Source organism: Burkholderia sp. SCN-KJ (genome assembly GCF_024656005.1).
Taxonomy (GTDB): Bacteria; Pseudomonadota; Gammaproteobacteria; order Burkholderiales; family Burkholderiaceae; genus Burkholderia.
Window position 1 is genome coordinate 158737 of the sequence record NZ_JANKOG010000006.1, and the last position, 25879, is coordinate 184615.

Annotated in this window: 26 protein-coding genes; 12 read left to right on the forward strand and 14 right to left on the reverse strand. The window is 68.6% G+C overall.

Annotated features, from left to right (window positions below):
* The first annotated feature begins 3 nt into the window (after positions 1-3).
* The 6 genes from hpaD (at position 4) to NQV17_RS12340 (ending at position 4065) form a co-directional block, all read left to right on the forward strand.
* Positions 4-852 carry a 3,4-dihydroxyphenylacetate 2,3-dioxygenase gene (gene hpaD, locus NQV17_RS12315; RefSeq protein WP_257772486.1) on the forward strand — a complete coding sequence of 283 codons (849 nt, stop codon included), beginning with the start codon at positions 4-6 and terminating at the stop codon, positions 850-852.
* A gap of 29 nt (positions 853-881) precedes the next feature.
* Positions 882-1274 carry a 5-carboxymethyl-2-hydroxymuconate Delta-isomerase gene (locus NQV17_RS12320; protein WP_044842970.1) on the forward strand — a complete coding sequence of 131 codons (393 nt, stop codon included), beginning with the start codon at positions 882-884 and terminating at the stop codon, positions 1272-1274.
* A 20-nt stretch (positions 1275-1294) separates the two neighbouring features.
* Positions 1295-2098 (forward strand): 2-oxo-hept-4-ene-1,7-dioate hydratase, encoded by an 804-nt coding sequence (hpaH, locus tag NQV17_RS12325; protein WP_257772487.1) that lies wholly within the window; start codon positions 1295-1297, stop codon positions 2096-2098.
* 12 nt (positions 2099-2110) lie between these two features.
* Positions 2111-2917 (forward strand): 4-hydroxy-2-oxoheptanedioate aldolase, encoded by an 807-nt coding sequence (hpaI, locus tag NQV17_RS12330; RefSeq protein ID WP_257772488.1) that lies wholly within the window; start codon positions 2111-2113, stop codon positions 2915-2917.
* Positions 2918-3025: 108 nt separating this feature from the next.
* Complete coding sequence (locus NQV17_RS12335; RefSeq protein ID WP_257772489.1) at positions 3026-3493, forward strand: helix-turn-helix domain-containing protein; 468 nt, start codon at positions 3026-3028, stop codon at positions 3491-3493.
* Positions 3490-4065 (forward strand): PIN domain-containing protein, encoded by a 576-nt coding sequence (locus NQV17_RS12340; protein WP_257772490.1) that lies wholly within the window; start codon positions 3490-3492, stop codon positions 4063-4065. The genes NQV17_RS12335 and NQV17_RS12340 overlap by 4 nt, the downstream gene beginning before the upstream one ends.
* Before the next feature lie 53 nt (positions 4066-4118).
* Here NQV17_RS12340 and NQV17_RS12345 read toward each other — a convergent pair whose 3' ends face one another.
* The gene (locus NQV17_RS12345) at positions 4119-4898 is read right to left on the reverse strand and encodes a helix-turn-helix domain-containing protein (protein ID WP_257772491.1); all 780 of its coding nucleotides are present in this window, start codon (positions 4896-4898) and stop codon (positions 4119-4121) included.
* Positions 4899-4993: 95 nt separating this feature from the next.
* Here NQV17_RS12345 and NQV17_RS12350 point away from each other — a divergent pair, with 95 nt between their 5' ends.
* The gene (locus NQV17_RS12350) at positions 4994-5245 is read left to right on the forward strand and encodes a hypothetical protein (protein WP_044842974.1); all 252 of its coding nucleotides are present in this window, start codon (positions 4994-4996) and stop codon (positions 5243-5245) included.
* A gap of 46 nt (positions 5246-5291) precedes the next feature.
* Complete coding sequence (locus tag NQV17_RS12355) at positions 5292-6254, forward strand: zinc-binding alcohol dehydrogenase family protein (RefSeq protein ID WP_257772492.1); 963 nt, start codon at positions 5292-5294, stop codon at positions 6252-6254.
* A 175-nt stretch (positions 6255-6429) separates the two neighbouring features.
* Here the strand turns inward: NQV17_RS12355 and NQV17_RS12360 are convergent, their stop codons facing one another.
* The 4 genes from NQV17_RS12360 to NQV17_RS12375 all read right to left on the reverse strand — a co-directional run bounded on the left by NQV17_RS12360 (position 6430) and on the right by NQV17_RS12375 (position 11740).
* Entirely contained in the window at positions 6430-7521 is a 1092-nt protein-coding gene (locus tag NQV17_RS12360) for a porin (RefSeq protein ID WP_257772493.1), read from the reverse strand.
* Positions 7522-7679: 158 nt separating this feature from the next.
* Positions 7680-8747 carry an ABC transporter ATP-binding protein gene (locus NQV17_RS12365; protein ID WP_257772494.1) on the reverse strand — a complete coding sequence of 356 codons (1068 nt, stop codon included), beginning with the start codon at positions 8745-8747 and terminating at the stop codon, positions 7680-7682.
* Positions 8740-10512 carry an iron ABC transporter permease gene (locus tag NQV17_RS12370; RefSeq protein ID WP_257772495.1) on the reverse strand — a complete coding sequence of 591 codons (1773 nt, stop codon included), beginning with the start codon at positions 10510-10512 and terminating at the stop codon, positions 8740-8742. Before NQV17_RS12370 ends, NQV17_RS12365 begins: the two co-directional genes overlap by 8 nt.
* 127 nt (positions 10513-10639) lie before the next feature.
* Positions 10640-11740: an ABC transporter substrate-binding protein gene (locus NQV17_RS12375; RefSeq protein ID WP_044842979.1), complete on the reverse strand. Its 1101-nt coding sequence runs from the start codon at positions 11738-11740 to the stop codon at positions 10640-10642.
* 125 nt (positions 11741-11865) lie between these two features.
* On the opposite strand from NQV17_RS12375, the gene NQV17_RS12380 reads away from it, so the two are divergent.
* Together NQV17_RS12380 and NQV17_RS12385 are read left to right on the forward strand one after the other, a co-directional pair.
* Complete coding sequence (locus NQV17_RS12380; protein WP_044842980.1) at positions 11866-12540, forward strand: response regulator; 675 nt, start codon at positions 11866-11868, stop codon at positions 12538-12540.
* A 196-nt stretch (positions 12541-12736) separates the two neighbouring features.
* Positions 12737-14128 carry a sensor histidine kinase gene (locus NQV17_RS12385; RefSeq protein WP_257772496.1) on the forward strand — a complete coding sequence of 464 codons (1392 nt, stop codon included), beginning with the start codon at positions 12737-12739 and terminating at the stop codon, positions 14126-14128.
* A gap of 22 nt (positions 14129-14150) precedes the next feature.
* Here the strand turns inward: NQV17_RS12385 and NQV17_RS12390 are convergent, their stop codons facing one another.
* From NQV17_RS12390 to NQV17_RS12425, 8 genes are all read right to left on the reverse strand, one after another.
* On the reverse strand, positions 14151-15017 hold the full coding sequence (locus NQV17_RS12390; protein WP_124485076.1) for an MOSC domain-containing protein: 867 nt from the start codon (positions 15015-15017) through the stop codon (positions 14151-14153).
* A 98-nt stretch (positions 15018-15115) separates the two neighbouring features.
* On the reverse strand, positions 15116-16075 hold the full coding sequence (locus tag NQV17_RS12395) for an ABC transporter substrate-binding protein (protein ID WP_257772497.1): 960 nt from the start codon (positions 16073-16075) through the stop codon (positions 15116-15118).
* 37 nt (positions 16076-16112) lie between these two features.
* A complete protein-coding gene (locus NQV17_RS12400) occupies positions 16113-17297 on the reverse strand; it encodes a cytochrome c (RefSeq protein ID WP_257772498.1) in 1185 nt (394 codons plus the stop codon).
* A gap of 50 nt (positions 17298-17347) precedes the next feature.
* Complete coding sequence (locus NQV17_RS12405) at positions 17348-18172, reverse strand: ABC transporter ATP-binding protein (RefSeq protein ID WP_257772499.1); 825 nt, start codon at positions 18170-18172, stop codon at positions 17348-17350.
* A complete protein-coding gene (locus tag NQV17_RS12410; RefSeq protein WP_257772500.1) occupies positions 18166-19272 on the reverse strand; it encodes an ABC transporter permease in 1107 nt (368 codons plus the stop codon). Before NQV17_RS12410 ends, NQV17_RS12405 begins: the two co-directional genes overlap by 7 nt.
* A 4-nt stretch (positions 19273-19276) precedes the next feature.
* Positions 19277-20311, reverse strand: a complete 1035-nt coding sequence (locus NQV17_RS12415) for an ABC transporter substrate-binding protein (protein WP_044842987.1) — start codon at positions 20309-20311, stop codon at positions 19277-19279.
* Positions 20312-20346: 35 nt separating this feature from the next.
* Positions 20347-21192 carry a class II aldolase/adducin family protein gene (locus NQV17_RS12420; RefSeq protein ID WP_124484933.1) on the reverse strand — a complete coding sequence of 282 codons (846 nt, stop codon included), beginning with the start codon at positions 21190-21192 and terminating at the stop codon, positions 20347-20349.
* A 20-nt stretch (positions 21193-21212) separates the two neighbouring features.
* A complete protein-coding gene (locus NQV17_RS12425; protein ID WP_257772501.1) occupies positions 21213-22298 on the reverse strand; it encodes an LLM class flavin-dependent oxidoreductase in 1086 nt (361 codons plus the stop codon).
* Between the two features lie 449 nt (positions 22299-22747).
* Here NQV17_RS12425 and NQV17_RS12430 point away from each other — a divergent pair, with 449 nt between their 5' ends.
* Positions 22748-24100 (forward strand): acyl-CoA dehydrogenase family protein, encoded by a 1353-nt coding sequence (locus tag NQV17_RS12430; RefSeq protein ID WP_257772502.1) that lies wholly within the window; start codon positions 22748-22750, stop codon positions 24098-24100.
* Between the two features lie 157 nt (positions 24101-24257).
* On the opposite strand, the gene NQV17_RS12435 is transcribed toward NQV17_RS12430, so the two are convergent.
* Positions 24258-25181 (reverse strand): LysR family transcriptional regulator, encoded by a 924-nt coding sequence (locus NQV17_RS12435; protein ID WP_257772503.1) that lies wholly within the window; start codon positions 25179-25181, stop codon positions 24258-24260.
* A gap of 74 nt (positions 25182-25255) precedes the next feature.
* Here NQV17_RS12435 and NQV17_RS12440 point away from each other — a divergent pair, with 74 nt between their 5' ends.
* Positions 25256-25822 carry a cysteine dioxygenase gene (locus tag NQV17_RS12440; protein WP_257772504.1) on the forward strand — a complete coding sequence of 189 codons (567 nt, stop codon included), beginning with the start codon at positions 25256-25258 and terminating at the stop codon, positions 25820-25822.
* Positions 25823-25879: the final 57 nt, after the last annotated feature.

Consider the following 25879-nt stretch of genomic DNA (forward strand, 5'->3'; position numbering starts at 1 on the left):
ACGATGGGCAAACTGTCCCTCGCCGCGAAGATCACGCACGTGCCGTCGATGTACCTGTCGGAGTTGCCCGGCAGGCATCACGGCTGCCGGGAAGCGGCGATCCGCGGCCACCAGCTGATCGGCGAGCGCTGCCGCGCGCTCGGCGTCGATACGATCGTCGTGTCGGACGTGCACTGGCTCGTCAACGCCGGCTATCACGTGAACTGCAATGCGCGGTTCGCGGGCACGTATACCAGCAACGAGCTGCCGCACTTCATTCGCGACATGCAGTACGCGTATCCGGGCAACCCCGAACTCGGCCGCCTGATCGCGGAGACGGCCAGCGCACGCGGCATCGCGACGCGCGCACACGAGATCGACAGCCTCGAACTCGAATACGGCACGCTCGTGCCGATGCGCTACATGAACGGCGACCAGCACTTCAAGGTCGTGTCGATCGCGGGCTGGTGCATGTGGCATCAGCTCGACGAAAGCCGACGCTTCGGCGAGGCGCTGCTCGAGGCGATCGAGAAGAGCGATTCGAACGTCGCGTTCCTCGCGAGCGGCTCGCTGTCGCATCGCTTCAACGACAACGGCAGCCCGGAGGAATCGATTCACGAGATCAGCCGCGAGTTCTTCCGGCAGGTCGACCTGCGCGTGGTCGAGCTGTGGAAGCAGGGCGATTTCAAGACCTTCTGCGCGATGCTGCCCGAGTACAACACGCATTGTCACGGCGAAGGCGGCATGCACGACACCGCGATGCTGCTCGGCCTGCTCGGCTGGGATCGTTACGACAAGCCCGTCGAGATCGTCACCGACTATTTCGCGAGCTCGGGCACCGGGCAGATCAACGCGATCTTCCCGCTCGCCTGAGTGCCACATCACTTATCCGGAGCGTTGCCATGCCACACATCGTCGTCGAATACACCGCGAACATCCGCGACGACGCGCGCATTCCCGCGCTGCTGCGCACGATCAACGCGACGCTGATCGCGCAGGGCGGCGTGTTTCCGACCGGCGGCATCCGCTCGCGCGCGATCGAGCTGCAGGATTACTGCGTCGCCGACGGCACGGAGGACGACGCGTTCGTCCACGTGACGCTGAAGATCGGCTCGGGCCGCAGCGACGAGACCAAGCAGGCCGCGTGCGACGCGCTGTTCGACGCGATCAAGGCGCATTTCGCGGAGTTGTATGCGAAGCGCTATCTCGCGCTGTCGATGGAGCTGACCGAGTTCAGCGAAAGCGGCTCGTACAAGCACAACAACATTCACGCCCGCTACAAGCGGGCCGGCTGAACCCCATTCCCGACCCGACCATGCTCGAACCCGCCATCATCGACCAGCTCGCGCGGCGTCTGCACGACGCCGAGCGCGAGCGCAAGCAGATCCGCCAGATCTCGCTCGACCATCCCGACATCACGATCGACGACGCGTATGCGATCCAGCGCGCGTGGGTCGCCCTCAAGCTCGCGGAAGGCCGCACGCTCAAGGGGCACAAGATCGGCCTCACGTCGAAGGCGATGCAGAACACGTCGCAGATCGACGAGCCCGATTACGGCGCGCTGCTCGACGATATGTTCTTCGACGACGGCGGCACGATCCCGGCCGGGCGCTTCATCGTGCCGCGCGTCGAGGTCGAACTCGCGTTCGTGCTCGGCAAGCGGCTCACCGGCCCGAACTGCACGATCTTCGACGTGTACGACGCGGTCGATTACGTGGTGCCCGCACTCGAGATCATCGACGCGCGCAGCCAGTCGATCGATCCCGATACGAAGCGGCCGCGCAAGGTGTTCGACACGATCGCCGACAACGCGGCGAACGCGGGCGTCGTGATCGGCGGGCGGCCGGTGCGGCCGCAGGACGTCGACCTGCGCTGGGTCGCGGCGATCATGTCGCGCAACGGCGTGGTCGAGGAAACGGGCGTCGCGGCCGGCGTGCTGAACCATCCGGCCAATGGCGTCGCGTGGCTGGCGAATCGGCTGTCGCGCTTCGACGTCGCGCTGGAGCCGGGGCAGGTCGTGCTCGGCGGCTCGTTCACGCGGCCGTGCGCGGCGCGCTCGGGCGACACGTTCAGCGTCGACTACGGCCCGCTCGGGACGATCCAGTGCTATTTCGCATGAGGTGAGCGAGCGATGCAGATTCCGTCGAATGTCTTCAAGGCCGCGCTCGCGCGTGGCGACGCGCAGGTCGGGTTGTGGCTCGGCCTCGCGAATCCGTACAGCGCCGAAGTCGTCGCGGGCGCCGGTTTCGACTGGCTGCTGATCGACGGCGAACATGCGCCGAACACGGTGCCGACGATCCTCGCGCAGTTGCAGGCGATTGCGCCGTATCCGTCGCAGCCGGTCGTGCGCGTGCCGTGGAACGATCCGGTGATCGTCAAGCAGGTGCTCGATCTCGGCGCGCAGACGCTGCTCGTGCCGATGGTGCAGAGCGCCGACGAAGCGCGCGCGGCGGTGGCCGCGACGCGTTATCCGCCGCACGGGATCCGCGGCGTCGGCAGTGCGCTCGCGCGCGCGTCGCGGTGGAACCGCGTCGGCGACTATCTGCATCGCGCGAACGACGAAATGGCCGTGCTCGTGCAGGTCGAGACGCGTGCCGGGCTCGACGCGATCGATGCGATTGCGCGGGTGGACGGCGTCGATGGCGTGTTCATCGGGCCGGCCGATCTGGCGGCCGATCTCGGGCATCTCGGCAATCCGGGGCATCCGGAGGTGCAGGCGGCGATCGACGGCGCGATCCGGGCGATCAAGGCGGCAGGCAAGGCGCCGGGCATTCTCAGCGCGGATGAGGCGGCGGCGCGGCGGTATCTGGAAGCGGGGGCGTTGTTTGTTGCGGTGGGGGTCGATACGACGCTGCTGGCGCGGAGTGCGGAGCGGTTGGCGGCGCAGTTCAAGGGGGGCGGTGGGGGCGCGGTGAAGAACGGGGATGGGACGTATTGAGCGAAGCGGACGGGATCTTTTATAAGGGACGCATTCTGTTTCGTTTGTTGCGAGTTTCGATTGTTTCGAATAAAATCGCGCCATCAACAAACCTCCTTGGAGCGCGCGATGCCTCATTCCACGATGTCCGAGACGATCTTGCCCGTCGAGCGCGAGATGCGGGCGGCTGTCGAAGGGCAGCGCGCGCTCGCAGCGTATCTGGCCACGCGAACGGAAATACAACGCATCCAGATTTTCGATGACGAGAATCGCGCACATCAGGTCGAGCTTCCGACTTCCGCATTACGTTTGCTGGTCGATATCCTCGCCGAGTTGGCCGACGGCAATGCCGTCAAGGTCGTGCCGGTCCATGCGGAACTGACGACGCAGGAAGCTGCCGATCTGCTCAACGTTTCTCGCCCGCATTTGATCAAGCTGCTTGAATCGAATGCGCTGCCGCATCACAAGACGGGCAAGCATCGCCGCGTGCGATTTTCCGATTTGATGCGCTACAAAACCGAGCGCGATCAGGCGAGCGCGGCCGCGATGGAGGAATTGAGCCGACTGGCGCAGGAGCACGGGATGGGCTACGAATGACGAGTTCGCCATTCACGGCGGTCTACGATGCGTGTGTGCTTTATCCCGCGCCGCTGCGCGATTTCCTGATGTGGCTTGCGTTGAGCGGATGTTTCAGGGCCCGCTGGAGTGTCGATATCCACGACGAATGGAAGCGGAATCTGCTGCGGAATCGGGCAGACCTGACCGCTGCGCAACTCGACCGGACAGCCGCCCTGATGGATCGGGCGATACCCGATGCGGTCGTGACCGGCTATGAAGCACTGATTGAAGGGCTGACCCTGCCGGACGCAGGAGATCGACACGTGCTCGCTGCCGCGATCCGTTGCAACGCCAGCGTGATCGTGACGTTCAATCAGAAGGATTTCCCGGAAGAAGTGCTGTCGACCTACGGTGTCGAAGCACAGCACCCTGACGTGTTCGTCGACAATCTCTTCGATCTCGAGCCGGCAGCAGTGATTGCTGCCGCGCGGCGGCAGCGCGAAACACTCAAGCATCCGCCGATGTTGGCGGAGCGCTATCTCGAAATATTGCAGCGCCTGGGTATGGTTCAGACCTGCAAGATACTCGATGCCTATCGAACGATTATTTGAATCGTACGGGATACGGGAATCGGCTTGCGTCATCGCGGCGCATCGCGCCGACCTTATCGTCCCGCTTCCATATACCTTCCCGGCGTCGTCCCCGTCGCCCGCCGGAACATGTCGATGAACGCGCTCACGTTGTCATACCCGAGATCGAGCGCGATCGTCGTCACCGGCACGCCGTCGGCGATTTTCTCCAGCGCCCGCAGCAGCCGTGCCTGCTGACGCCACTGCGCGAACGTCAGCCCTGTCTCGGCGACGAAGCGGCGGCTCATCGTCCGGGCACCGATGCCGGCCCATGCTGCCCATTCCTCCAGTCGCCGGTTGTTCGCGAGATTCGTGGCGAGCGCATCGGTGATCTTCATGAGCCGCGGATCCTGCGGCCGCACCAGCCCCAGCGCCTCTACCTGTGACGACGCGATTTCGTCGAGGATCACGTCGGCAATGCGCGCCTGCGCGGCATCGAGTTCCGCATCGCCCCAGCTTGCCGCGCGCTGCACGGCTTCGCGAAGCAGCGGCGTGGTGCGGATCGCGCGCGGCGCGTCAGGCAACCCCGCGCAGCGCGCTTCGGCGACGAACGCCGACCATCCGGAAATCGGCCCGAACGAGCGCAGCGAATGCCGGCAATGCGGCGGAATCCAGATCGCATGAATCGCCGGTACGACCCAATCCTGATCGTCGAGGCCGATCGACACCAAGCCGCTCAGTGCGCCGACGAGCTGGCCGCGTGCGTGCGCATGCGGCGGCGTGATGCGCGGGTCGCGCTGCGACAGAACGGCTGCAACGACGAACGGGCCGTCGTCGGACGTGACGAATCGGGCGGGCAGGAGTGGATCGGTCATGGCCGGATTTCAGTATCGAATGACTGTTATACCGGAGATTGGCCGGCTGCGCACGCCTAAACTGCGTCCATCGATGACAACCGGAGTACGACGCGATGCGAGCCGAACAGATGCTTCCCGACCATGCCGACCGGATCGAGGCCGGCGGAACGACGATCCGCAAGGGCACCGTCGGCGCGTTCCTGGTCAATGCGCGCGTGCTGACCGATCCGGATGCGGCGCCCGCCGAGCGCGCCCGTGCCGAAGCCGACGCGCTCGACGCATTGCCCGCGCTGCGTGCGCTCGGCCTGTTCGACGTGCTGGAAGTGCGCGATCCAGCACTGCGCGCATGGCTCGACGCACGCTGATACACGACGGAACCGTCGATCGAGATCCATCAATCAAGGAGTCGGCATGAAAGCAGCAGTCGTGACGGGCGCCGGCGAGCGCCCCGTTCATATGGAGTTCGAAGCGCCGCATGCGATACCGGGCCACCGTCTGATCGACGTGACGGCATCTGCGCTGAGCCGTCTTGCGCAGGCGCGCGCGGCGGGCACGCACTATTCGTCCGGCGGCGGCTATCCGTTCGTCGTCGGCGTCGACGGCGTGGGGCGTGGCGACGACGGCCGGCGCGTCTATTTCTTCGGCGCGCCCGCGCCGTTCGGTGCGATGGCCGAACGCACGATCGTGCCCGACACGCAGTGCGTGCCGCTGCCGGACAACCTCGACGACGTGACGGCCGCCGCGATCGCGATTCCCGGCATGTCGTCGTGGGCGGCGCTGACCGAGCGCGCGCGGCTGGTCGCGGGCGAGACGGTGCTGGTCAACGGCGCGACGGGCGCCTCGGGCGGGCTCGCGGTGCGGATCGCGAAGCATCTGGGCGCCGCGAAGGTGATCGCGACGGGCCGCAACGCGGCCGCGCTGGACGCGTTGCTGAACGCCGGCGCGGACGCCGTCGTGTCGCTGCAGCAGGACGACGCGCATCTGGCCCGCGCGCTCGAACCGCATTTCCGCGCGGGTGTGGACGTCGTGCTCGACTATCTTTGGGGGACTAGCGCGCTCGCACTGCTGATTTCCGCCGCGAAGGCGACGCCCGACGGCCGTCGGTTGCGCTTCGTGCAGATCGGCTCGATCGGCGGCGCGGACGTGCTGTTGCCGGGCGCCGTATTGCGTGCCACCGCGATCGAACTGCTGGGCAGCGGTATTGGCAGCGTGTCGCTGCCGGGGTTGCTGGCTTCGGTGCGCGGCGTGTTCGACGCGGCAGGCCCGGCGGGGCTGACGCTCGAAACGCGCACGGTGCCGCTGTCGGCGGTCGGCGAACACTGGGGCGATGCGAACAGTCGGGTGCGCCCGGTATTCACGATGCAGGGCGATTGACCGGCCGCAGGCCGTGGACATGACGCGATCGGTGCGCGCACCGGCGGCAGACTGGCATCCACCGTCGCGTCGAGCCGCTAGACGATTGCGAACGCGCGGTGTGAAGCAGGGCGGTGGTGCGTACCGACAACGGGCGGCGCGACATGAAAGTCACCCGCCGCCCGCGTCGTCACACTCAGAACCGCTGCTGAATCCCCGCCGTCACGCCGACCTGCGTGGTGCCATACCCGGCGAAATCGCGCGACACGCCGACCTTCTGGTCGTGTTTCGCGATCGCGAACGCGCCGGCCGCGTACAGCACCGTGCGCTTCGACAGCGCGTATTGCGCCCGAACCGATACCAGCGTCGGGTCGGCATCCGTGCCGCCCTTGATGTTCTGGTGATAGACGGCCGCGATCAGCGAGAACGTCGGCGTGAACTGGTACGACCCGCCGAGCCAGTACATATCGCTCAGCTGGTTCGCCGCCGCGGTGCGAAACGTGCGCTTGTAGTTGCGATAGCCGGCCATTGTCTTCAGGTTGCCGAAGTCGTAGCTCAGGCCCGCGTGAATCCCCTGGATGTAGTTGACGGTATCGGCCGGCGTGACGCTGTCGGCCGCACCGTTCTGCCGGTCGAACGTGAGCACCGCCGCGAACGGGCCGGTCTCGTAGCCGAGCGCGAAGTCGTATTTCGAGCTGGTCTTCACGCTGCCCGGCACATTGCCGAAGCCATACATCGCGCCGAACTTGAAGCCGCTGAATTCACCGTCGTAACGCACCGCATTCGACGAGCGCGTGAACATGCCGTCCTTGCGCCCGCCGGTCGCCATCGACGACGACGCCCACGAATAGTTTTGCGAGTAACCCATCGGGTCGAACGGCATCATGTAGTCGTACGTGACGGTGAAGTTGCGGCCAAGCGTCAGCTCGCCCCATTTGCCTTTCAGGCCCACCGTCGCACGGCGCGCGAAGATCGAGTCGGGGCCGTCGTCGGACGCGCCATTCGCGAGATCGATGCCGCTTTCGAGGCGAAACACGGCCTTCAACCCGCCGCCGAGATCCTCGACGCCGCGCAAGCCCCAGCGCGACGTGTTCTTGTTGCCCGACTTCAGCTTGAACGAATTGCCGCCATCCGGTGCCGCATGGTTCGTGTATTCGATGCCGGCGTCCATGATCCCGTAGATCGTGACCGACGACTGCGCGTGCGCGGCCGGCGCGGCGAGACAGGCTGCCGCGGCCGAACCGGTGAGGACTACTGTTCGAATCGAATGTTCTGCGCGTGACTTCATTTTGACGGTGTCTCCTTGGTTGTTGTGGGCTGGTCGAAACGGAAAACGCGTACTCGGTGCGCCATCGGCGGACGCCATGAAGCGTCCGCCGATTCGAGTCGCAAAGGGATGTGCGCCTGAATGCCTGCGCGGCGGCACACGAGCCGCCGCGACGCGGGTCAGCCCGCTTTCGCGAACGCCCAGCAGTCGTTGGTCGGGAATTCGATCCAGTGCTTGCCGGCCGCGCGCGGCACCTGGCCGAACGCGCGCAGGCGCATCTCGCCGCAATGGAACAGGTATTCCCAGCGGTCGCCGAGATACATCGACGTGACGAGGTCGGCCTGCAGCCGGTTCGCGCCCGGGCCGTCGGCGACCTGCACGCGTTCGAGGCGGATCACGGCCTGCGCGTCCTGGCCCGGCGCGAACGTGTCGCGGGCGAGCGCCTGCAGCTCCCAGCCGTCGCCGGCGAGCGTCACGCGTTCGCCGTCGACGGCCGAGACGCGCGCATCGATGCGGTTGTTGCTGCCCATGAATTCGGCCGTGTACAGCGAGCGCGGCGCGCCGTACAGCTCGGCCGGCGTGCCTTCCTGTTCGATGCGGCCGTTGCGCAGCAGCAGGATGCGGTCGGACATCGCCATCGCTTCGGTCTGGTCGTGCGTCACGCAGAGCGCCGACAGCCCGAGCGACACGATCAGCTCGCGCAGCCACGCACGCGCTTCCTCGCGCAGCTTCGCGTCGAGGTTCGACAGCGGCTCGTCGAGCAGGATCACCGGCGGGTTGTAGACGAGCGCACGCGCGATCGCGACACGCTGCTGCTGGCCGCCCGACAGCTGATGCGGAAAGCGCTCGGCGAGGTGGCCGAGGCCGAGCTGGTCGAGCGCGGTCTGCACGCGGCGCTTCTGTTCGGCCGGCGCCACGCGGCGCAGCTTGAGCCCGTAGCCGACGTTGTCGGCGACGGTGCGGTGCGGCCACAGCGCGTAGGACTGGAACACGAGGCCGAGCGAACGCTGTTCGACCGGCAGGTCGACGTGCCGCGCGCCGTCGAAGAACACGCGGTCGTCGAGCTGGATGCGCCCGTCGGACGGCTGTTCGAGGCCGGCCACCGCGCGCAGCAGCGTGGTCTTGCCGCTGCCCGACGCGCCGAGCAGGCACACGACTTCGCCGGCCTTCAGTTCGAACGACACGCCCTTGAGGATCGGGTTGGCGCCATAGCTGAGATGCAGGTCGTCGACGATGAGCTTATCCATGAAGTTTCACTCCGAAGCGCAGGGCCACGCCGAGACCGGCGCCGACCATCGCGATGTTGATGACAGAGAGCGCGGCAACCTGGTCGACGGCGCCGGTCGCCCACAGCGACACGAGCAGCGCGCCGATCACTTCGGTGCCGGGCGACAGCAGATAGACGGCGGTCGAGTATTCGCGCTCGAAGATCATGAAGATCAGCAGCCACGCGGCGAGCAGGCCGAAGCGCACGAGCGGCAGCGTCACGTCGAGCGACACGCGGCTGCGCGTCGCGCCGACGCTGCGGCCGGCTTCCTCGAGTTCCGGGCCGACCTGCAGCAGCGCGCTCTGGATGAGCCGCATCCCGTATGCGAGCCACACGACCGTGTATGCGATCCAGATGCTCCACATCGAATTCTTCAGCTCGCGCAGGCCCGGCACGAACAGGAAGATCCACAGGAACGCGAGACCGGCGAGCAGGCCCGGCACCGCGCGCGGCAGCAGCACGAGGTAGTCGAGCAGTTTCGTCGCCCAGTCGTTGCGGCGATGGCCGGCGAAGGCGACGAGCGAGTAGAAGCCGATCGCGAGCGCACCGCCGATCACGCCGATGCCGAGCGTGTTGACGATCGCGCGCACGAGGTTGTCCTGCTCGAACAGCTCGACGAAGTTCTGCAGCGTCAGCGCTTCGGCGAGCGCGACGCCTTCGCCCCAGTTGCTCACGAACGCGCGCAGCACGATGCCCGAGATCGGCACGATCACCGTCAGCATCAGCCACAGCGCGACGATCGCGAGCGCGACCCAGCGCCATACGCCGAGCGGCAGCACCGTCGCACGGCCGGCCTTGCCCTTCACCGTGACGAAGCGGTTCGCGGTCTTCAGCAGGCGGCGCTGCAGCAGCACGAGCGGGAACGTGATCGCGACGATGCACACCGCGACCGCGGCCATCAGGTGATACGACGGCACGCCGAGCTTGTTGGTCAGCTTGTACAGGTAGGTCGCGAGCACGAGGTGGCCTTCCGGATCGCCGAGCACGAGCGGCAGCCCGAACACCTCGAAGCCGAGGAAGAACACGAGCACGCCGGCGAACAGCAGCGCGGGCATCGTCATCGGCAGGCTCACGTCGAGCGCGACGCGGAACGGCCGCGCCCCCGTCACGCGCGCGGCTTCCTCGACGTCCGAGCCGAGGTTGCGCAGCGCGGCCGACGAGTACAGGTACACGTGCGGCACGTGCGTGAGGCCGACGATCATCGTGATCGCGAAGATCGAGTACACGTTCCATGGAACGTTCTGTACCCCAAACAGTTCCTTGAACCACACGGAATAGAAGCCGACCGGGCCGGCCGCGACCACGTAGCCGAACGCGAGCACCATCGGCGACACGAACACGGGCGTGAGCAGCAGCGGCTCGAGCCAGCGACGGCCGGGCAGGTCGGTGCGCACCATCAGGAACGCGAGGATGCCGCCGAGCGGGATCGAGATGAACAGCATCCCGCCGGCGATGATGAACGAGTTCTTCACGGCCGACCAGAAGTCCGGGTCGGTGAAGATGAAGCGGAAGCCTTCGACGCCGAGCGTCTTGTTCGCGTCGAAGAACGGCGCGGACAGCAGGCTCTGGAACAGGATGAAGCCGAGCGGCAGCGCGACCGCGACGGTGAGCACCGCGACGACGATCCAGCGCAGCATGCCGGCGAGCGGCTGCAGGTTGCTGACCTGCAGCGCGGGAATCGCGCCGCCCTGGCCGGTGGTGGGTGGAACGGCCGGCGCCGCTCCGCGTGTGCTGGTTGAAAGCATGAGTTCGCCCCTGCGGCCATCCGGATGGCCGCCTCTAGGAAGTCGGTAAGGGGAAGGAGGCCGACCGCGCGGCGTGCGGCGGGCGGCCGTCGGTCGGCCGAGGCCGAAGCCGAAGCCGATCAGCGGATCAGCTCTTGATCGCCTGCTGCCATTGCTTCAGGAACGCGAGCCGCTTCGACTGGTCCAGATAGACGAGCAGGCCGGTGCCGATCGGGATCGGCTTCAGCGAATCGCCGAGTTCCTTCGTGAGGCTCGCGGCCGACGTTTCGCCGGTCACGTCCGTGCGAATCGCGTACAGGTTCGCCTGGTTCGCGATCAGCGTCTGGCCGCGCTTCGACAGCAGGTAGTCGACCCACAGCTTCGCGGCGTTCGGATTCTTCGCCTTCTTCGAGATCGTGGCCAGGCGGCTCACGACTTGTGTGTAGTCCTTCGGAAATACGTAGCCGATCGACTTGTCCTTCTTCGCCTTCGCGTACGCATACGAGCCGATGATGTTGTAGCCGATCAGGTTCTCGCCCGACGAGATGCGCTCCATCATCGCGCCGGTGCTCGACTGCAGCTTCGGACCGGTCGCGCCGATCGCCTTCACGAGCTCCCACGTGACCTTCTCGTTCAGGTGCGCGTCCTGCGTCAGCGCGTTGAAGCCGACGCCGGATTTCTCGACGTCGTACGTCGTCAGCTTGCCTTTGAACTTGTCGGGTTGCGACGTGAGCAGCTTGATCAGGTCGGTGCGCGTCTTCGGCACCTCGTTCTCGGGAATCAGCCGCTTGTTGTAGACGATCGCGAGCGGCTCGAACGTCGTGCCGTATGCCTGCTTCTGGTATTGCGCCCATTGCGGCACGTTCGCGCTTTCCGGCGAATCGTACGACGTCATCAGGCCGTCGTTGACGAGCTTGACCTGCAGGTCCATCGCCGAGCTCCACAGCACGTCGGCGCTGGTGCTGCTCGCGGCGTTCTCGCTGATGTAGCGGTTGTACAGCTCGGTGCTGTTCATGTCGTTGTACTCGACCTTCACGCCATACAGGCTTTCGAAGTCCTTGATCAGCGGGCGCACGAGGCCCGTGTCGGTCGTCGAGTAGACGATCAGCTTGCCTTCCTTCTTCGCGGCGTCGACGACACCTTGGTAGTTACCCGGATACCCGGCCGGAACCTGCGCGGTGGCGGCGCCGGCGGCGGTGCCCAGGACGATCGCCAGCGCGGCGGCGAGCTGCTTCGGTGCAAACGGCATGTCTTCCTCCAGTTACGCGTGTGTGTTGTTCGAGTGACGCGGATGTTAATTGCGAGGCACTTTCAGCCTGCTTTCATTTCGGTTCACAATAGTGTCCTTTGTGTCATGGATTTCCCGAGGTCCCCATGCGTGTGCTGCTCGTCGAAGACAACCCGAACCTTGCGCAGTCGTTGAACGACGCGCTGAGTGCCGCGCGCTTCGCGGTCGATCACATGGCGGACGGGGAGGCGGCGGATCATGTGCTGCGCACGCAGGACTACGCGCTGGTGATCCTCGATCTCGGGCTGCCGAAGCTCGACGGGCTCGAGGTGCTGCGGCGGCTGCGCGCGCGCCGCAATCCGGTGCCGGTGCTGATCCTCACCGCGCACGGCTCGGTCGAGGACCGCGTGAAGGGGCTCGATCTCGGCGCCGACGATTACCTCGCGAAGCCGTTCGAGCTGACCGAGCTGGAGGCGCGCGCCCGCGCGCTGATCCGGCGCAGCCTCGGCCACGAGCATTCGCGGGTCGAGTGCGGGCCGCTTTCGTATGACAGTATCGACCGCAGCTTCCACCTCGCCGGCGAACCGCTGCCGCTCACGCCGCGCGAGCGCTCGGTGCTGGAGGTGCTGATCCTGCGCAACGGCCGCGCGATCAACAAGGAGACGCTGTCGGAGAAGATCTTCGGGCTCGACGAGTCGGTCAACGCGGATGCGATCGAGATCTACGTGTACCGGCTGCGCAAGAAGCTGGAGAACACCGGCGTCGCGATCGTCACGCTGCGCGGCCTCGGATACTTGCTCGAAGCGAAGGCGGCCGGATGAACCACCGCCAGGCTTGCCTTCTTTGCATGGGGCCGCGGTACGCGCCAAAGCGCTGCTCGGGATCGACACGTTCGCTGCTTGCCGCGGGCGCGCCAGCCATCCGCGGCCGGCCTGGCAAAGCCGGCCGGCTGCGCGGGCGCGGAGCGAGGCCGCACGCGTTCTCCGCCACGCTGGCTGGTGCAGCCCGGCGGGCAGCATGGTGACACGCCCGAACCTGCGTGCACAGGTTGCGCTGTGGCTGCTGCTGCCGCTGCTCGGGCTGCTCGCGCTCGACTCGTGGCTCACGTACCAGCGCGCGATGAGCGCCGCGCACGTCGCGTTCGACCGCACGCTGTCGTCGTCTCTGAAGTCGATCCGCGAAGGCGTGCGGTTCAACGAGGGCGAGATCGAGGTCGACCTGCCGTATCTCGCGCTCGAGATGTTCGAGTCGGGCGACGGCGGCAAGATCTATTACCTGATCCGCGAGGACAACGGCCGCACGATCACCGGCTATCCGGACCTGCCGCTGCCGCAGGGCGACGGCACGCTATTCGTCACGCGCTACTACAACGTCGTCTATCGCGGCGAGCAGTTGCGCATGGCCGCGTTGCGCGTGCCGGTGCACGACGTGCCGACCGCGCAGACGCGCATCGTGTGGGTGATGGTCGGCGAGACGATCGAGGCGCGCCAGGCGCTCGCGCGCGAGATCCTGATGGGCTCGCTGCTGCAGGAGGGGCTGCTCGTCGTGCTCGCGCTCGGGATCGTGTGGCTCGGCGTCGGGCGCGGGCTGCGGCCGCTGAACCGGCTGTCGGCGACGGTTGCCGCGCGCAGCGACGGCGATCCGACGCCGCTCGATACCGGCGGCATGCCGAGCGAACTCGCGCCGCTCGTCGAGTCGATCAACCAGTACATCGGCCGCACGCAGCGGATGCAGGTCGCGCGGCGGCGTTTCTTCGCGGACGCGGCCCATCAGCTGAAGACCCCGCTCGCGGCGGTGCAGGCCGGCGTCGAGCTGGCGTTGCGGCCGGACGAGCAGCCGCGCGTGAACGTGCATCTGCGGCGCGTGAACGGTGCGGTGCGGCAGGCCGCGAAGATCGTCCAGCAGTTGCTGTCGCTGTCGCGGCTCGATTCGGACAGCGGTCAGGCGGTCGCGCACCAGCCGGTCGCGCTGCACCGGCTCGCGCGCAGCGTGACGCTCGACTGGTCGCCGGTCGCGCGCGCGCGCGACATCGATCTCGGCTTCGAGCACGAGGCGGATGTCGACGTGCTCGGCCAAGCAGACCTGCTCGGCGAATTGATCGGCAACCTGATCGACAACGCGATTCGTTATTCGGGCGACCGCGCGGTGATCACGGTGCGCGTGTCGCGCGATGGCGACCATGCGCGGCTCGACGTGATCGACAACGGGCCGGGCATTCCGGCTGGCGAGCGCGACGCGGTGTTCGAGCGCTTCCATCGCGGCAGCAAGACGCAGACGGTCGAAGGCACGGGGCTCGGGCTGTCGATCGTGCGCGAGATCGCGCGCGTGCATCAGGGCAGCGTGACGCTGGCCGATGCGGCGGGAGGCGGGTTGATCGTGACGGTGATGTTGCCGACGGCGGCGCAGTAGAAGGGCTGGTTCGCCCAATCGCTCAATCGCCGAATCCGATCTCCGCTTCGAGCGACTGCCCGACCTCCAGCCAGGCTCCCGCGCCTTCGACGACGATTGCATTGATGCCGAACGTCAGCGCGTCGTCGTAGTTCGGATTCGCGCGATAGGTCTGCATCGTGTCGGTCGGCTCGTGCGGCCACGCCGGGTTCGGCGCGCCGGTCACCTGGTCGATCGTCGGCATCGGGCAGCGCGTGCACAGCTTCACGAGGCGCAGCCGCACGGGTGTGTCGCCTTCGGCGTCGAGATGCTCGACGAAATCCTCTTCATACGCATCGAGATCCGACACGACGATGTTCGGGCGGAAGCGGTTCATCGGAATCGCCGGCGCGCCTTTCGCGACGAGCTTCGCGTTCAGGTCGTCGAGCGACGACTGGCCGATCACGAGCAGCGGATAGCCGTCCGCGAACTGCGTGTGCGTGTCGATGTCGCCGGTCCATTTGCGGTTGCAGCCGCGGCGCGCATCCGCGCCGAAGCGCGCGAGCTTCAGCGGCGTGCCGAGGAATTCGGTGAGCCATGCGGCTGTCGCGGCGCCCGTGTCGATCGCGTCGACGGTGTCGCGCCAGACGGTCGCGGCCATCTTCGGCGTGGCGGGCGTCGCGTCGCCGTCGAGCGGCGTGCGGATCTCGGGCATGCCCGGCGCGTTCAGCACGAGCGCGTCGTGCTCGAGCGCGGTGCGGATCAGCGCGAGGCGCGGGTGCGTGCGCTGCGTGATCATCATCCCGTCCGGGGTGGTGATCAGCCAGTGGCGATCGTACGCGAGGCCCGTTTCGAGCAGTTGCGCGCGCGACAGCGCGATGCCGGCGCAGGATTTGATCGGGTAGACGAAGAGTTCGGAGATGGCTGGCATGACGCTGGCTGACACGGGCAGGATGGTCGAATCGCGATTGTGCCAGATCGTGCGAAAGCCGTTTGGGCGGTTGCAGGCCGCCGCACGGCCGCGGCTGGTCATGCCAGCGGAAAGCCGAGGTCGAAGGTCGTGCGCACGTCGAGCGGCTGGCGCAGCAGCCCGGCCTTCAGGTAGAAGTCGGCCGTGCGCTGCTGCCCGGCGATCACCGTCGCGTCGATCGGCTGCCAGCGCGTGTTGCGGCGCTCGAACTGCAGCTTCGCGGCCGCCGGCGGGATGCCGATGATGCGCGCGAGTGCCGCGGAATACGCGTCGACGTGCCGGTACGACCAGGCCTGCGCGCGCACCACCCGTTGCAGGAAGTCGTGCAGCACCTCGCGCTTCGACGCGATCGCCGCGTCGGTCGCCGCGATGTAGCTGAAGCCCGACCACAGACCGCGGCCGTTGACGAGCACGCGCGCGCGGCCGCTCGTTTCCGCGAGGGCCGTATAGGGTTCCCACGTCGCCCACGCATCGATCGAACCGGTTGCGAGCGCAAGCATCGTGTCGGCCGGCGGCAGGAAGCGGAACGAGACGGCGTCGGGCGGCAGGCCGGCCGCGTCGAGCGCCTTCAACGTGACGAAATGGCCGATCGAGCCGCGCGTGGTGCCGATGCGCTTGCCTTTCAGGTCGGCGGCGTCCTTCAGCGTCGCGTCGGGCCGCACGAGCACGGCGGTGCCGTACGGGTCGGACCGGTTCGCGCCGATCACCTTGATGCGGGCGCCCGAGGCGAGCGCGAAGATCACCGGCGCGTCGCCGATCGGCCCGCAGTCGACGGCCGCCGCGTTCAATGCTTCGGCCAGGGGTGCGGCGGCCGGGAATTCGGTCCATGCGATGTCGTACGCGAGGCCGTTCAGTTCGCCGGCCGCTTCGAGCAGTGCGCGCAGCCCGCCTTTCTGGTCGCCGGCACGCAGCAGCGGCCGCGCGTCCGATTGCGCATGCAGCGTGGTCGGCGCGGCGGCGAAGGTGGCGGCGGCGAGGGCGCTCGCTTGCGCGAGGAAGTGGCGTCGGGTCGGATTCATCGTGAAGTTCGGTTCGTCGGGAAAGCGGTTCAGGGATTCAATGCGGGAGCCCGGCCTGCACGTCGCGTACGGGTTCGGCGTCCACGCGCAGCAGCAGCGCGGTCAGCGGATCGACGTTCGCGGCGCCGGCCGGCGCTCGCGCCGCGGCATCGGAGCGGCACAGCAAGTCGTCGGCCGACCAGCCCGCACTGCCCGGCAACGCGCGCGCCCGCAGCCAGCCGCGCCGGTCGGCAAGCAGTTGCGTGCCGCCGAACGCAGCGGTCGGCACGCCCGCAATCGTCGCGAACGCTTGCCATGCATCGGGCGTCGATGTGACGCAGTTCGCGCGCGTGCCGACCGGCGGGGGCGGCGTGGACGGATCGCCGGCGGTGACCAGCAGCGTCTGCCAGCGCGGGTCTTCCAGAGGCGGCGTGCCGCCCGGCGCGAGCGCGACGATGCGCACGCGCTGGCCTTCGCGCCAGCGCTCGAGCGGTTGCGGCGCGGCGCTGCCGCAGCGCACGTCGAGCGCCGGCAGCGGAACGGGCACGGGCCACGCCCCTTCCGCCTGCGCGCCGCTGCCGGCTGACAGCGCTTTCAGGTAATCGAGCACGGCCCAGGTGTCGGCCGGGCCGAGCGTCGCGGCAAAGCCCGGCATCGACGCCGCGCCGCGCGCGTCGCGCGTACCGTGCCGCATGCGCCAATACAGTTCGCCGTCGAGCCGGCGGGCAAGCAGTGCGCCCGCGAAGGTCGGCGGCCAATGCGCGAGGCTCGCCGCGAGCGGGCCTTCGCCGCGGCCGTCCGCGCCGTGACAGGCTGCGCAATGCTGCGCATACAGATGCGCGCCGCGCATCAGGTTCACGACGGAAAACGCGGCGGGGCTGCGCTGGAAACTCGTGGGCACCGCCGGCGCGAGCCACAGCGACGGCGGCGGCCACGGCGCGAACCACGCGACGGCCAGCGCGGCGATTACCGCTGCCGCCCGCCACTTGCGCGACACGAGTGCGATGCAGCCGAGCGCCGCGGCGAGCGTGGTCATCGCGATGGCGAATGCAAGCTGTCGCGTGAGCCCCGCGTCGATGCGCAGCGTTTCGAGCGCGATGCGGTGTGCCCAGGGCCACGCGGCCTGTCCGTCGGCATCGCCGGTCAGGCCGGTCGCATGCAGCACCCGGGCCAACGCGATCTGTGCGCGATACAGCAGTTGCAGGAACAGGAGCGCCCAGTCGGCGAACGGCGGCGCGTTCATCGGCGCGGCCCTTGCCGCGCACCGGCCATCCTGCGAAAGGCACTGCGCATCTACCAGCTCGCATCGAGTCCGAGATGCCGCAGCGCTTCGTGACGCAGTTCGGCGAGACGCGGGTCGCCGCGATGGCGCGGATACGGCAGGTCGACACGCAGTTCCGCGACGATGCGTGCGGGCCGCGGCCCGAACACGATCACGCGCTGCGCGAGAAACAGCGCTTCCTCGACATCGTGCGTGACGAGCAGCGCGGAGAACCCGTCGCGTTGCCACAGCGCGGTCAGCTCGGCCTGCATCGTCAGACGCGTCAATGAATCGAGCTTGCCGAGCGGTTCGTCGAGGATCAGCAGGCGCGGATCGTTGACGAGCGCGCGGGCGAGCGCGACACGCTGCGCCATCCCGCCCGACAGCTGATGCGGAAACACGTTCGAGAATTCCTGCAACCCGACGCGCGCGAGCGCATCGTCGACGCGATGCTGCAACGTGCGGGCCACGCCGCGCGCCTCGAGGCCGAGCGCGACGTTCGCGCGCACGCGGCGCCACGGGTAGAGCGTCGGATCCTGGAACACGACGATGCGCGACGGATCGGGCCGTTCGATCGGCGCGCCGTCCTGCGCGATCGTGCCTTGCCGCGCGGCGTCGAGGCCCGCGACGAGCCGCAGCAGCGTCGATTTTCCGCAGCCGCTCGGGCCGAGCAGCGCGACGAATTCGCCGGCCGCGACCGACAGCGTGACGTCGTCGAGCACCGGCAGCGGGCCGCCGGGGCCGTCGAACGCGTGGCTCACGCGGCGGATGTCGATGCGCGCGCCGCGCGGCGCCGTGGCGTCGAGCGCGGCGGGCGGCGTGGCAACGGACGATTCGAGAACGGCGGCGCTTACCATTTGACGGTTCCTTTCTGCCACGCGAGCACACGGTCGCGCACCGCGAACAGCAGCGCGATCAGCCCGGAAAACAGCAGCGCCATCACGATCAGCGCCGCATACATGTTCACGTACGATGCCCAGCCCTGCGCCCAGCTCAGATACCAGCCGAGCCCCGACTTGACGCCCATCATCTCGGCGACGACCAGCACCGTGAACGACGCGCTCAGCCCCATGAAGATGCCGACGAACACGTGCGGCAGCGCGGCCGGAATCGCGACGCGCAACACGAGGAAGCGCGCGTTCGCGCCGAGCGTGCGCGCGACGTCGTAGTACTGCCGGTTTACGCTCGCGACGCCCGACCACGTCAGCACCGCGACCGGGAAGCCGGTCGACAGCGCGATCAGGAACGCGGCGGCCGAATAGCTCGTCGGGAAGAAGTAGAACGTGAGCGGCAGCAGCGCGGTGGCCGGCACGGGGCCGAGCACGCGCAGCACCGGATGCACCCAGTAGCCGATGCGGCGCGACCAGCCGATCGATACGCCGACCGCGAACCCGACCGCGACGCCGTACGCAAACCCGAGGGAAAGCAGCTTCAGCGTGTTGCCGGCGCTGCCGGCAAGGCGCGGCCAGTCGTCGGCGTAGACCTCGATCAGCGCCTGCGGCGGCGCGAAGAACGGCGTCGGCAGCCAGCCGGTCTTGGCCGTGACGATTTCCCACACTGCGAGCACGAGCGGCAGCGCCACGAGCCACGGGCCGGCCGGGCGCACGCGGGCGAGCCGCGCGCGCGTGGCCGGCACGCGATGGCCGAGCGTCGCGGCGGCCAGCAGCAGCGCGCCGATCGCCCACGCGGCGATGCCGAACGTGTCGGTGTACGCCCAGTCGGTGAAACCGACGACGCGGTTCGGCCACACGTAGGTCACCGCGCCGAGCGCGGCCCACGCGAGCGCCGCGACGACGCCGGTCGGCCAGCTGCGTGCGCGGCGGGCTTCGGCCGCGAGCGTCGCGTCGCAGGCCGTGCACGCGGGACGGGACGTGGCAGTCGCGGGCGGCGCCGCGGTGGCGGCATTGCCCGAGGTGGACGCGGTGCGCGCGGCGGACGCGTGTTCGATCGTCGACATCGCGTCACCCCAGCACGTTCGCATAGACCTGCTGCGCGAAGCGCTGCGGGTCGGTGCTCTTCTTCAGCACGCTGATGCGGCGGAAATCGTCCGCGTAGAACGCGATTTCCTGCTGCAGGTCGACGTTGGTCGGGTGGTGCGTGTAGGTCAGCGTCGCGTACAGCTTGCGCAGGTCGTCGGGGTTGATCTTCGGCGAGTACTTCGCGAACGCCTTCGCGGCTTCGTTCGGGTTGTCGTGCGTGTACTCGGTGGCCTGCACGATCGAGCGCGCGAGTGCGGCGGCCGCCGGGCGGTCGTTGCGCACGAGGTCGCCGCGCGCGCCGATCACGCAGCACACCTTGCGCGCGTATTCGCCGGACAGGTTCGTCGCGAGTTCGGTGTACGCGCCGTTGCTGCGCTTCTCGAGCAGATAGAGGTTCGGGTCGCCGTCGGCGATGGCCTGGATCTCGCCCTTGTCGACCGCGACGCCGAGCAGGTCGGCCGGATACTGCCGCCACGTGATGTCGCGTTCGGGATCGATGCCGTTCTTCGCGAGCAGGATCGAGAAGAAATGCTTGCCGGGCGCCGCGAGATCGCTGACGCCGACCGTCTTGCCCTTCAGCGCCTGCAGGGTCGTCACGCCCGCCGTCTTCGACCCGAGCAGCCGCACGCAGCCGCCGTGCGAGCTGCCGATGATCTTCACGTCGAAGCCGGCTTCGAGCGGCTTCAGCCAGCGGTGGATCATCCCGACCGCGGCATCGGCCTTGCCGGTCGCGATCGATTCGAGCAGCTGGTCGGTCGATCCGCTGTAGTTGATCAGTTCGACCTTCAGCCCGTTCTTCTCGAAGAAGCCGTTCTCCTGCGCGACGACGATCGGCGTCAGGCAGAACGCGTTCTGGTTCCACGCGAACGTGAGCTTCTTCAGCGGCGGCGCCGACCAGGCCTTGCGGCCGAGCGTGATCGCCGGTGCGGCGAGCGCGGCGGCCCCGGCCGCGCGCAGCAGCCGGCGGCGCTTGTCGTCATGGGCGCCGGTCGGCGCGGGTGCGGTGGTTTTGGTCATGGTGTGGTCTCCGGTTCCGGTCGTGCGGCGGGCGCTCAGTCGAGCAGGTCGGGTTCGTCGGCGACGACGCGCGCGAACAGGCTGTCGAACGCGTGCAATGCGCCGTCGGGGCCGCCGATCTGGCCGTGCGTGTGTCGCGCGGTCGCATGATCGATCGGTTGCGGCGTGCCGGCCGCTTCGGCCAGCAGCTGCGTGTGCGCGGCGTTGTCGAGCGCGATGTACCACCACGCGGCGGCCTCGACCGTCGGGCCGGCCGTCAGGATGCCGTGGTTCTTCAGGATCACGCCCTTGTGCGTGGTGCCGTCGGGCTTCGCGAGCGCATCCGCGATCCGCGCGCCTTCGCTCGTATCGACGACCATCCCGGTGAAGTCGTCGAACAGCGCGTGGTCCTCGTAGAACACGCACGCGTCCTGCGTCAGCGGGTCGAGCGGGCGGCCGAGCGTCGACCACGCCTTGCCGTAGGTCGAATGCGTATGCGCGGCCGCGACGAGATGCGGATGCGCGTCGTGAATCGCCGCATGGATCGCGAACGCGGCCTTGTTCAGCGGCCGGTTGCCGATCGCGGTTTCGCCGCGCGAATTGACGAGCAGCAGGTCCGACACCTTGATCTGCGAGAAATGCACGCCGAGCGGATTCACCCAGAAGTGGTCGGGCAGTTCCGGGTCGCGCGCGGTGATGTGGCCGGCGAGGCCCGACGCGAAGCCGAAGCGCGCGAACAGGCGGAACGCGGCCGCGAGCCGCTCCTGCCGGTGGCGGCGCTCGGCGGCGACGTCGAAGCGCGGCGCGGGCGGATCGAACCAGAAATGCTGGCGCGGCGTGTCGGCGAGGACGAGGCCCGACGCGGTGCGCACGGGCGAGGACGAAGACAGGACGGCGGACATGGTCGGCGGCTCCCTTAACGTCAGGCCGCGCGGCGCGCCGCGTCGCGTGCCGCGACGGCGCTGCGCACGCGCGGAATCAGTTCGCGGCCGTAGTCGATCGCGTCTTCGAGCGGATCGAAGCCGCGAATCAGGAACGTCGTCACGCCGAGGTCGTAGTAGTCGAGCAGTGCGTCGGCGACCTGTTCGGGCGTGCCGACCAGCGCGGTCGAATTCGAGCGCGCGCCGGTGAGCTTCGCGATCTCGGTCCACAGCCGCTTGTCGACGCGCGCGCCGCGTTCGGCCGCGGCGAGCAGGCGCCGCGCGCCTTCGCTCTGCTGCGGGCCGCCGGTGGCGAGGCCGGCCGCTTCGCGCAGCCGGCGGGTTTCGTCGAGGATCCGGTGCGCGCGCGCCCACGCTTCGTCTTCGGTCGCCGCGAGGATCGGCCGGAACGACACGGAGAAGCGCACCTGCCGGCCGTGCTTCGCGGCTTCGGAGCGCACGCGCGTCGTCAGGTCGCGCACCTGGTCGAGCGATTCGCCCCACAGCGCATAGACGTCCGCGTGCTTGCCGGCGACTTCCAGCGCCGCTTCCGAGGCACCGCCGAAGTAGATCGGCACGTGCGGCTTCTGGAACGGCTTCACTTCCGAAAAACCCTGCGTGAAGCGGTAGTGCGCGCCGTCGTGATCGAACGGCTGCGTGTCGGTCCAGATGCGGCGCAGGATGCCGAGGTATTCGTCGGTGCGTGCGTAGCGTGCGTCGTGGTCGAGGAAATCGCCGTCGCGCTGCTGCTCGCTGTCCGAGCCGCCGGAGATGAAGTGCACGGCGAGCCGGCCGCGGCTGAACTGGTCGAGCGTCGCGATCTGCCGCGCGGCGAGCGTCGGCGCGGTGAAGCCGGGGCGATGCGCGAGCATGAAGTGGATGCGCTCGGTCGCCGCGGCCGCGAACGCGATCGTCAGCGTCGCCGACGGGCCGGTCGAGTGATGCGGGACGAGGATCCGGTCGAAGCCGGCCGTTTCGTGGGCGCGGGCGAAGTCGCGCACGTAGTCGGGGTCGACGACGGGGCCGGCAGGCGGATGGATTTCCGACTGCTTCTGGCTCTGGATCATGCCGATGAATTCGACGCTCATCTGGGTCTCCGATGCAAGGACGGCCCGGCGCGGCCAGCGATGGCCGGCCGGGCGGGAATGGAGCGCAGATTACCGCCGGGATCATGCGGAACGGAAATAATCAATCCCGAATTGAATATCAGATTTGCATGGTTTGGGCGCGTGTGCGTTGCGCATACGCTATGGGCTCACGATCGGGCCGAATGGGCGCCGGCTGCGTGTCGAGCGGGGCTTGCGCGCCGGATCAACACGACGGGAGCCGGATCGGCATCGGGTTCGGAAGCGGGGGGCGGGTCGAAGGCAGAGGTATGCGGCCGATGCGTGCGCGAGCGCCCCGGATCCACGCCACGCGCCCCCGGCGAACCCAGCGCCGATTGCCGCCGGCTCCACGAGCCACCGCCGCCATTCGCCGAGCGATCTTCGCCACGACGTTTTATCCCGCTACCCAGTCACCGAGGGAATCCGTACCGATGTCCGCCAGCCTTGCCGCTTCCTCGCCGCTATCGTCGCAGTCGTCCCAGTCGTCCCAGTCGTCGCTGCGCCACCTGCCTGCCGACGATGCGCGCGTTACCGCGCTGCTCGCGCGTCTCGCGCCCGAACTCGCGGCCGACGCCGCCCGCAACGATGTCGACGGCCGTTTCCCGCACGAGAACTTCGCGCGGCTGCATCGCGCCGGGCTGATCGCGCAGGTCGTGCCGCGCGAGCACGGCGGCGCGGGCGCGACGCTCGCGCAGGCGAGCCGGATCGTGGCCGCGGTCGCGCGCGCCGATCCGGCGACCGCGCTGGTGCTGACGATGACCTACCTGCAGCATCGCGCGCTCGGCCGCGCGGACAACCGCTGGCCCGCGCGCCTGCGGCGTGCGGTGTTCGACAGCGCGGTTGCCGACGGCGCGCTGATCAACGCGCTGCGCGTCGAGCCGGCGCTCGGTTCGCCGTCGCGCGGCGGCCTGCCCGAAACGATCGCGCGTCGCGACGGCGACGGCTGGCGGCTGTCCGGCCACAAGCTGTACAGCACCGGCATTCCGGCGCTGCGCTGGCTGGCCGTGTGGGCCCGCACGGACGAACCCGAGCCGCGCGTCGGCGTGTTCCTCGTGCGGCGCGAGCGCGACACGGAAGTCGATGCGCGCATCCGCGTGATCGAAAGCTGGAATCACCTGGGCCTGCGCGCATCGGGCAGTCACGAGGTGGTGTTCGACGATGTGCGGCTGCCCGCCGATCATGCGGTGGACGTGCGCGCGCCCGATGCGTGGGCCGTGTCGGCCGCGAGTCATGCGGATGTCGATGCGCAGGCCGACCAGCAGGCCTGGATGGTCGCGCTGCTCGGCAGCCTCTACGACGCGGTCGCCCGCGCGTCGCGCGACTGGCTGCTCGATTTCGCGACGACGCGCGCGCCGAGCGGGCTCGGTGCGCCGCTCGCGACGCTGCCGCGCGTGCAGGAGGCTGTCGGCGAGATCGAAGGGTGGCTGCATGCGAACCGCGTGCTGCTCGACGAGCACATCGCGCGCACCGATGCGGGCGACCCGCCGACGGTGACGACGAGCGGCCTCGTCAAGCGGACCGTGACGGAACAGGCGATCCGCACGGTCGAGCACGCGTTGAAGCTGTCGGGCAATCACGGGCTGAGCCGCCACAATCCGCTCGAACGCCACTATCGCGACGTGCTGTGCAGCCGCGTGCATACGCCGCAGGACGATGCGATCGCGGTGGCCGCCGGACGGGCCGTGCTCGACGCGGCGGCGCGACGCGCTGCCACGAACGCGGAAGCGGAAGCGGGCGGAACGTCACGCGACGTGCCGGTATCCGGTCGCGACAGCGATGCGTGAGCGGGGCGGCGGGATGGTGGTCGCAAAGGCCAACGCAAAGGCCAACGCAAAGGCCAACGCAAAGGCCAACGCAAAGGCCAACGCAAAGGCCAACGCAAAGGCCAACGCAAAGGCCAACGCCAACGCGACGCCGCCGCGCAGGCGCCGTCGCGCGTGGTCAAGCGGCTTCGTCGTGCCCGGCCGCATCCGCCGGCAGCGCGAACGCGGTGCGCGCATGCGCGGCCACGGCCGTGAGCGGTGCCTTGAAGCGCGCGGCGTCCTGCCGGTGCAGCAGCCACAGATCGATCTGCGGCTTGAAATCGGCGAGCGGGACGATGTCGACCGCGTCGCGCAGCGGGCTGCCTTCGACGAGCGGCAGCGGCATCAGCCCGATCCCGAAGCCGTTCGCGACGCTCTGCAATTGCAGGTCGCGGCCGTAGGCTTCGAGCGTGACCGGCATCGGCAGCCCCTGCGCGTCGAGCGCGCGGCGCAGCCCCGCACGAAAGCCGCAGCCGTCGGGATTGAGCACCCAGCCGCGCGCCTGGCAGTCGGCGAGCCGGTAGCTGCGGCGCGGCCAGTCGCCCTTGCGGCCGACAGCGACGAGCCGCGTGGCCAGCAGCCGCTCGCCTTCGACGTGCGGCGGCAGCACCATCTCGCGGGCCAGAAACACCAGCGCGGCGTCGAGTTCGCGGTGCGCGACGCGTTCGACGAGCATGCCGCCCCACGCGGTCGTGACCTGCGTGGCGAGCGCCGGCCATTGCGCGGCGAGCTGCGCGATCAGGCCGGGCAGCATCAGCTCGCCGAGCCCTTGCGTGAGGCCGACGCGGAATTCGCCGGCGGGCGGCCGCTGGCCGGCCGTCAGTTCGCGCAGCGCGTCGACTTCGCGCAGGATCGCGCGGCACTGCTCGAACACCTGCAGGCCGATGTCGGTCGGGCGCGGCGGCTTCGTGTTGCGGTCGAGCAGCGTGACGCCGAGCGCCTCCTCGAGGTTCTGCACGCGCCGCGTGATCGCGGGCTGCGTCATGCCGAGCTCGGCCGCGGCCTGGCTCAGCGTCTGGCCGCGAACGACCGCTGCAAAAGCGTCGATATCGCTAATTTTCATGTTTGTTCTGCATGGTATTTCAGGTGCATCATGACGATCCATCATATTCGGCATCATATTCGAGGAGGCAGCCGATGAGTACGCTTTCGTTGCAGCAGACGCCGCTGCGTCCGTTCGTCGACGGGCTGGGCGCGTTGCTCGCGTCCGGCGCGAACGAGGCGCGCATCCTCGACGAGGGCGGCGCGCTGCTGGCCGCGCTCGTCGCGCACGACGACTGGCTGCCCGACGCGTTCGCGCAGCCCGATCCCGAGCGTTACTGCCAGTACCTGCTGCATCTCGATCCCGACGCGCGGTTTTCTGTCGTCAGCTTCGTGTGGGGGGCCGGCCAGACGACGCCGATCCACAACCACACGGTGTGGGGGCTGATCGGGATGCTGCGCGGCGGCGAGTTTTCGCAACCGTACCGGTTCGACGCGGCCGGCAGGCCGGTGCCGGCGGGCGACGCGGTACGGCTGCAGCCGGGCGACGTCGAGGCCGTGTCGCCGCGCATCGGCGACGTTCATCGCGTGACCAACGCGTTCGACGACCAGGTGTCGGTCAGCATTCACGTGTACGGCGCGAACATCGGCCAGGTCGAACGTGCGGTGTTCCTGGACGACGGCACCGTGAAGCCGTTCGTGTCCGGCTATTCGAACGCGTGACCGGACGCATGACGCCGCAAGTCGCCGGCGCCCCGTTGCGACGGCGTGCCCGCGGGC

What these genes read in the sequence shown, in the direction of transcription:
- NQV17_RS12405 (WP_257772499.1), bottom strand. Translation starts at nt 18,172, where the DNA reads ATGGTAAGCGCCGCCGTTCTCGAATCGTCCGTTGCCACGCCGCCCGCC.
- NQV17_RS12345 (WP_257772491.1), bottom strand. Translation starts at nt 4,898, where the DNA reads ATGACCGATCCACTCCTGCCCGCCCGATTCGTCACGTCCGACGACGGC.
- NQV17_RS12400 (WP_257772498.1), bottom strand. Translation starts at nt 17,297, where the DNA reads ATGAACGCGCCGCCGTTCGCCGACTGGGCGCTCCTGTTCCTGCAACTG.
- NQV17_RS12355 (WP_257772492.1), top strand. Translation starts at nt 5,292, where the DNA reads ATGAAAGCAGCAGTCGTGACGGGCGCCGGCGAGCGCCCCGTTCATATG.
- hpaI (WP_257772488.1), top strand. Translation starts at nt 2,111, where the DNA reads ATGCAGATTCCGTCGAATGTCTTCAAGGCCGCGCTCGCGCGTGGCGAC.
- NQV17_RS12375 (WP_044842979.1), bottom strand. Translation starts at nt 11,740, where the DNA reads ATGCCGTTTGCACCGAAGCAGCTCGCCGCCGCGCTGGCGATCGTCCTG.
- NQV17_RS12430 (WP_257772502.1), top strand. Translation starts at nt 22,748, where the DNA reads ATGTCCGCCAGCCTTGCCGCTTCCTCGCCGCTATCGTCGCAGTCGTCC.
- NQV17_RS12435 (WP_257772503.1), bottom strand. Translation starts at nt 25,181, where the DNA reads ATGAAAATTAGCGATATCGACGCTTTTGCAGCGGTCGTTCGCGGCCAG.
- NQV17_RS12415 (WP_044842987.1), bottom strand. Translation starts at nt 20,311, where the DNA reads ATGACCAAAACCACCGCACCCGCGCCGACCGGCGCCCATGACGACAAG.
- NQV17_RS12360 (WP_257772493.1), bottom strand. Translation starts at nt 7,521, where the DNA reads ATGAAGTCACGCGCAGAACATTCGATTCGAACAGTAGTCCTCACCGGT.
- NQV17_RS12350 (WP_044842974.1), top strand. Translation starts at nt 4,994, where the DNA reads ATGCGAGCCGAACAGATGCTTCCCGACCATGCCGACCGGATCGAGGCC.
- NQV17_RS12420 (WP_124484933.1), bottom strand. Translation starts at nt 21,192, where the DNA reads ATGTCCGCCGTCCTGTCTTCGTCCTCGCCCGTGCGCACCGCGTCGGGC.
- NQV17_RS12365 (WP_257772494.1), bottom strand. Translation starts at nt 8,747, where the DNA reads ATGGATAAGCTCATCGTCGACGACCTGCATCTCAGCTATGGCGCCAAC.
- NQV17_RS12370 (WP_257772495.1), bottom strand. Translation starts at nt 10,512, where the DNA reads ATGCTTTCAACCAGCACACGCGGAGCGGCGCCGGCCGTTCCACCCACC.
- NQV17_RS12380 (WP_044842980.1), top strand. Translation starts at nt 11,866, where the DNA reads ATGCGTGTGCTGCTCGTCGAAGACAACCCGAACCTTGCGCAGTCGTTG.
- NQV17_RS12410 (WP_257772500.1), bottom strand. Translation starts at nt 19,272, where the DNA reads ATGTCGACGATCGAACACGCGTCCGCCGCGCGCACCGCGTCCACCTCG.
- NQV17_RS12395 (WP_257772497.1), bottom strand. Translation starts at nt 16,075, where the DNA reads ATGAATCCGACCCGACGCCACTTCCTCGCGCAAGCGAGCGCCCTCGCC.
- hpaD (WP_257772486.1), top strand. Translation starts at nt 4, where the DNA reads ATGGGCAAACTGTCCCTCGCCGCGAAGATCACGCACGTGCCGTCGATG.
- NQV17_RS12440 (WP_257772504.1), top strand. Translation starts at nt 25,256, where the DNA reads ATGAGTACGCTTTCGTTGCAGCAGACGCCGCTGCGTCCGTTCGTCGAC.
- NQV17_RS12385 (WP_257772496.1), top strand. Translation starts at nt 12,737, where the DNA reads ATGGTGACACGCCCGAACCTGCGTGCACAGGTTGCGCTGTGGCTGCTG.
- NQV17_RS12335 (WP_257772489.1), top strand. Translation starts at nt 3,026, where the DNA reads ATGCCTCATTCCACGATGTCCGAGACGATCTTGCCCGTCGAGCGCGAG.
- hpaH (WP_257772487.1), top strand. Translation starts at nt 1,295, where the DNA reads ATGCTCGAACCCGCCATCATCGACCAGCTCGCGCGGCGTCTGCACGAC.
- NQV17_RS12425 (WP_257772501.1), bottom strand. Translation starts at nt 22,298, where the DNA reads ATGAGCGTCGAATTCATCGGCATGATCCAGAGCCAGAAGCAGTCGGAA.
- NQV17_RS12320 (WP_044842970.1), top strand. Translation starts at nt 882, where the DNA reads ATGCCACACATCGTCGTCGAATACACCGCGAACATCCGCGACGACGCG.
- NQV17_RS12390 (WP_124485076.1), bottom strand. Translation starts at nt 15,017, where the DNA reads ATGCCAGCCATCTCCGAACTCTTCGTCTACCCGATCAAATCCTGCGCC.
- NQV17_RS12340 (WP_257772490.1), top strand. Translation starts at nt 3,490, where the DNA reads ATGACGAGTTCGCCATTCACGGCGGTCTACGATGCGTGTGTGCTTTAT.